Origin of the sequence: Planktotalea sp. (genome assembly GCF_049680325.1) — a bacterium.
Lineage (GTDB): Bacteria > Pseudomonadota > Alphaproteobacteria > Rhodobacterales > Rhodobacteraceae > Planktotalea.
Window position 1 is genome coordinate 1 of the sequence record NZ_JBAUHO010000049.1, and the last position, 4450, is coordinate 4450.

The 4450-nt window shown below is 52.9% G+C and carries 6 protein-coding genes and 3 tRNA genes; 2 read left to right on the plus strand and 7 right to left on the minus strand.

The genetic code is table 11. From position 1 onward, the window contains the following. The coding region (locus WBC85_RS02125; RefSeq protein ID WP_424433032.1) for an aminotransferase class I/II-fold pyridoxal phosphate-dependent enzyme at positions 1–441 on the minus strand (441 nt) is incomplete at its 3' end. Between the two features lie 267 nt (positions 442–708). Between WBC85_RS02125 and WBC85_RS02130 the strand changes: the two genes are divergently transcribed. Then, positions 709–2082 (plus strand): M20/M25/M40 family metallo-hydrolase, encoded by a 1374-nt coding sequence (locus WBC85_RS02130; RefSeq protein ID WP_424433033.1) that lies wholly within the window; start codon positions 709–711, stop codon positions 2080–2082. A gap of 2 nt (positions 2083–2084) precedes the next feature. Here WBC85_RS02130 and WBC85_RS02135 read toward each other — a convergent pair whose 3' ends face one another. The 6 genes from WBC85_RS02135 to WBC85_RS02160 all read right to left on the minus strand — a co-directional run bounded on the left by WBC85_RS02135 (position 2085) and on the right by WBC85_RS02160 (position 4110). Continuing rightward, complete coding sequence (locus tag WBC85_RS02135) at positions 2085–2312, minus strand: RND transporter (RefSeq protein WP_424433034.1); 228 nt, start codon at positions 2310–2312, stop codon at positions 2085–2087. 70 nt (positions 2313–2382) lie between these two features. After that, positions 2383–2459: transfer RNA gene (locus WBC85_RS02140), tRNA-Asp, on the minus strand. A gap of 182 nt (positions 2460–2641) precedes the next feature. Next, positions 2642–2718, minus strand: a tRNA-Asp gene (locus tag WBC85_RS02145). Between the two features lie 127 nt (positions 2719–2845). After that, positions 2846–2921: transfer RNA gene (locus WBC85_RS02150), tRNA-Val, on the minus strand. A gap of 64 nt (positions 2922–2985) precedes the next feature. Then, positions 2986–3567: a histidine phosphatase family protein gene (locus WBC85_RS02155; RefSeq protein WP_424433035.1), complete on the minus strand. Its 582-nt coding sequence runs from the start codon at positions 3565–3567 to the stop codon at positions 2986–2988. Between the two features lie 117 nt (positions 3568–3684). Beyond that, positions 3685–4110, minus strand: coding sequence for an HU family DNA-binding protein (locus tag WBC85_RS02160; protein WP_424433036.1), 426 nt, complete (start codon positions 4108–4110; stop codon positions 3685–3687). 125 nt (positions 4111–4235) lie between these two features. On the opposite strand from WBC85_RS02160, the gene WBC85_RS02165 reads away from it, so the two are divergent. Beyond that, positions 4236–4427: a hypothetical protein gene (locus WBC85_RS02165; RefSeq protein ID WP_424433037.1), complete on the plus strand. Its 192-nt coding sequence runs from the start codon at positions 4236–4238 to the stop codon at positions 4425–4427. Positions 4428–4450: the final 23 nt, after the last annotated feature.

A 4450-nucleotide genomic window follows, 5' to 3' on the forward strand; every position in this document is an offset into this window, starting at 1 on the left:
CTCGATCATTGAGGCATGGTTCAGTGCATCGGAATAGATAATCAGCCCCGGGAAAAGCTTGGGCAAGGTAGACAGCGTCGCGTCATTGGCAATGTAGGCAGAGGTGAACAAAAGCGCCGCCTCTTTACCGTGCAGATCGGCCAATTCGGCCTCAAGACGTTTGTGATAGACAGTCGTGCCAGAAATGTTGCGCGTACCGCCAGAGCCAGCCCCTGTTGCGTCAATCGCTTCATGCATGGCTTCGAGAACGACAGGATTTTGCCCCATGCCAAGATAGTCATTGCCGCACCAGACCGTGATAGGTTGCTCGGATCCGTCAGCCTTGCGCCACATCGCATGTGGGAAGTTACCGTTCTTGCGTTCGATATCGATGAACGTGCGATACCGACCCTCAGAGTGAAGGTTCTGCAAACGTGCATCTAGCTGAGCCGTATAATCCAAGCGGCCTCTCCCCATTTTTTCGTACACCGAACTAAGCACCGGGGTACAAAGTTAAAAGCGGTATCGTGGCAGCATTCAATTTCCTGAATGCATAACCCCTCGTTTTTCGTCTGGCAATGCCCTAGCATCGGGCGCCATGTCGCAGCCTTGATCTAAATCAAGCAAATCAGGTACATCTTTTTCCCTTTGGAAACAGACCGTCTTCTGGACAGTTGCGCAAAGCCTGATAGCGTCGCGGCAAAACTCTCACACTCGGAGCATTATCCAATGTCCTTAGACGCTGTTCTCGCCAAAATTGATGAAGATCTACCACTTGCGACGGAACGGTTGCTCAAATTGCTGCGAATCCCCTCCATTTCGACCGACCCTGCGTACAAGCGCGATTGCGATGATGCAGCCGATTGGCTGGTTGCTGATCTCAAAACACTTGGCGTCACGGCCTCTAAACGCATGACCACGGGTCATCCGATGGTTGTCGGGCATGTTGACGGCGATGGCCCGCACCTTCTGTTTTACGGCCACTATGATGTTCAGCCTGTTGATCCGCTCGAACTTTGGGACACGCCGCCGTTTGAGCCGCAGATCGAGGACACCGAGAACGGACAAGTCATTCGCGGGCGCGGCGCGTCAGATGACAAGGGCCAGTTGATGACATTTGTCGAAGCCTGCCGCGCGTGGAAAGCGGTTCATGGCTCCCTGCCCTGCAAGATCACCTTCTTCTTTGAAGGCGAGGAAGAAAGCGGCTCGCCTTCGCTTGTCCCCTTTATGGTAGAAAACGCAAAAGAGCTGAAAAGCGATATTGCGTTGATTTGTGATACCGGCCTGTTTGAAAGTTCCGTTCCTGCAATCACAACAATGCTACGCGGGCTGGTCGCCGAGGAAATCGTCGTCAAAGGTCCAAAACGCGATCTGCACTCTGGCATGTACGGCGGCATTGCGATGAACCCGATCCGTGTTCTGTCCAAAATAATCACAGGCCTGCATGACGCGACAGGACGCATTACCCTGCCCGGTTTTTATGACGGCGTTCCCGAACTGGATGACGTGATCCGCGCGCAATGGCAAAATCTAGCGTTTGACCACGCGCAGTATCTTAAGGACGTCGGCCTTAGTGTTCCTGCAGGAGAAAGTGATCGCACCCCTCTCGAAATGATCTGGTCGCGCCCAACTTGCGATGTAAATGGCATTTGGGGCGGCTACGCTGGCGATGGTTTCAAAACCGTTCTACCGGCCGAGGCTGGCGCGAAAATCAGCTTCCGCCTGGTCGGCACCCAAGACCCTGACGCGATTCACGACGCCTTTGTTGAATATGTGAACAGCTGCCTGCCCGACGATTACACTGTTGAATTCCCGCTTGGCAAAGGATCAAAAGCCAGCCAGATGTCGATCACCGATCCGATGTTCGAAAAGGCGCGCATGGCCCTCAGCGATGAATGGCGCCGCCCTGCCTCCTATATCGGTTGTGGCGGCTCGATTCCGATTGCGGGGCATTTCAAAGACATTCTGGGCGTGGATGCGATGCTGATCGGCTTTGGCAAGGATGACGATCAAATCCATTCGCCGAATGAGAAATACGACATGCAAAGCTTTCACAAAGGCACACGCAGCTGGGCACGGATACTTGCGGCGCTTTCGGCCTAGGTCTAGTCGGATTGCCTCGCAGCAAGCCCGCGAAGCAGCTTGGCTATCAGCAAAAGCCAGGGCGCGCCGTGCATCAATAAATCTAAAATATCAATTGCTTGGCGCAAATCACCGCTGGCCAACATCTTGAGCTTTTCCCAAACATGCGGCTCTGGCACAAAAGGTGCCAAGCCAAGTGTCAGCGCTGCTATAAGCACAATGGAAAGCGGGATCGCATCAAGAAATTTCATAAGCTGAACCTTTGCATCAACCGAATATGTGTCGGCGGCTAAAGCACCACAATACGCGAAAGAAGGAAAGTGGCGCGGTTGACGGGGCTCGAACCCGCGACCCCCGGCGTGACAGGCCGGTACTCTAACCAGCTGAGCTACAACCGCGCAGTGAGGGCGGGATAGGTCAAGCCAGCGCGGGCGTCAAGCCGCTAATCCAACTCTTTTCAAAAGGATGTGATCCACTGCACCAAATAGCATGATCTGAACACGCATTTCCAAGAACAACGCGCTGCAAACCTTTGGAACAAAAGAAAAAAGCTCCCCGAAGGGAGCTTTTCAAGCAGTGGTGGCGCGGTTGACGGGGCTCGAACCCGCGACCCCCGGCGTGACAGGCCGGTACTCTAACCAACTGAGCTACAACCGCTCACTGCACATCCAGTCGCCTGAATGCTCGGGTGTAATAGGCGGCAATTCAGGGTCCGTCAAGCGCGCTTTGGCGCAAATTCGCACAATTTTTCTGTGCGTTAGTGCCACTGGTACTCGAAGGGAAATGGTGGGTGATGAGAGGCTCGAACTCCCGACATCTTCCGTGTAAAGGAAGCGCTCTACCAACTGAGCTAATCACCCGCTCTGCGCGTCGTTTAGACAGTTACGCGCCGCCGTGCAACTCAAAATCGCACCTTTTTTCTCATTATCTCAAGATAGCTTCTTTGGCGTTTTCGATTGCATAGATACAGCCTTGCTCATGGCTAAGGTCCAACATCTGATCGAAGCTCATTGCACGTAGCAATCCGCGCAGCACACAAAGCGTTGCGCCGTGTGTAATAAGGACGCTTGGCCCTTTTAAGTCATCCAGAAAGCTGCGGCAGCGTTCCAGAACGGCCTCTTCCCCTTCCCCGTCCGGAGCAAGGAACATCAGCTCGAACGCATTACGTGCCTGTTCAAAAAGCGGCGTATTGGTGCGCTCGATATCCTCGAGCAATGTGCCATCCCATGACCCTGCACTGATTTCACGAATGCGTGCATCCGTTAGAATTTGGGCGTTGATTCCACTTGTCGCGATCTGAGCTGTGCGCTGCGCGCGCCCTTGCGGGCTACAATAGAGCGCCATCCCGGGCTCGACTTGCCAAAGATCTTTTAGCAAAGCCCCTTGCCGCTCGGCTTGCCTATGGCCTTCTAGGGTAAGCTTGGAATCAAGGCGGCCCTGCAAACGGGCCGCAAGATTCCACGCCGTCTGTCCGTGACGCAGCAGGTAAACCTTTGGATATTGCATCACTCACTCGCCCAATAGCGGTCCACCCCGCAACACAGGTGCAAAAAAAGCGAAGAGAGCTTTGAAGTCAACAAAGCTCTCTTGATTTAGATTCGTGACCTTAGAAGCAATGCGCAGTTATGCGTCGTCTGCATCTGTTGCCGCTTTTGGCGTGCGAGTGCTTTGACGGATCTTTACGATCAGCACATTGCCACCCTGCACTTCTTTAGCGCGGTTGGTCTTAACCTTGCCAAGTGGCTGCAAATTCATTTCGCGCCCTTCAGCAAGCGTTTCACCAAGCACCGCCAACATGGCTTCGATAACCGGCTTCGCGTCTTTCTTTTTGATTCCAGATCGTTCGGTCACGGTATCGATCAGCTCTTTCTTCTTAAGGGCTGGATCCGTAACAACGGGCGTTGTTTCGGTCACGACGACGGGCTTTAGCTTGGCAACAGTTGCGCTTTTGGCTCCATCTGCCTTGGGCTTACGAACCGTGCTCGGCTGAGTCGTCGTTGAGGCTTTTGTTTTTGACGTTGTTGTTCTTGTTTTCGTGGTTTTTGCCATGGTTTGACGCCTTCTGTTCGCGATTTAGAAACAAACTAGCAATATTTAGGGATAGTCACCACCAGCATTCTTGACCTAGGCCATATAGTTTGACATTTTCCACACACACATTATCGGGGGATAAGATGAAAAATGTAGCAGCAGCCCTTTTGGCATTAACTATATCTAGCGGCTCTATTGCCCATGCTGGCGGTTTGACCGACCCAGTTCTTGAGCAAGAGATTATTATTGAACAGGCAAAAGCAGGCAGCTCCAGCTCTGCCATGGCTCTGGTCTTGCTTACTGGCATTTTGATGATTGCTGTCACCGCGCAGTGAATTAGTTCAATTCTACTAAAAAA

Excerpts from the sequence above, each read along its gene's own strand:
- WBC85_RS02155 (WP_424433035.1), bottom strand. The coding sequence starts at position 3,567 with ATGCAATATCCAAAGGTTTACCTGCTGCGTCACGGACAGACGGCGTGG.
- WBC85_RS02165 (WP_424433037.1), top strand. The coding sequence starts at position 4,236 with ATGAAAAATGTAGCAGCAGCCCTTTTGGCATTAACTATATCTAGCGGC.
- WBC85_RS02130 (WP_424433033.1), top strand. The coding sequence starts at position 709 with ATGTCCTTAGACGCTGTTCTCGCCAAAATTGATGAAGATCTACCACTT.
- WBC85_RS02160 (WP_424433036.1), bottom strand. The coding sequence starts at position 4,110 with ATGGCAAAAACCACGAAAACAAGAACAACAACGTCAAAAACAAAAGCC.
- WBC85_RS02135 (WP_424433034.1), bottom strand. The coding sequence starts at position 2,312 with ATGAAATTTCTTGATGCGATCCCGCTTTCCATTGTGCTTATAGCAGCG.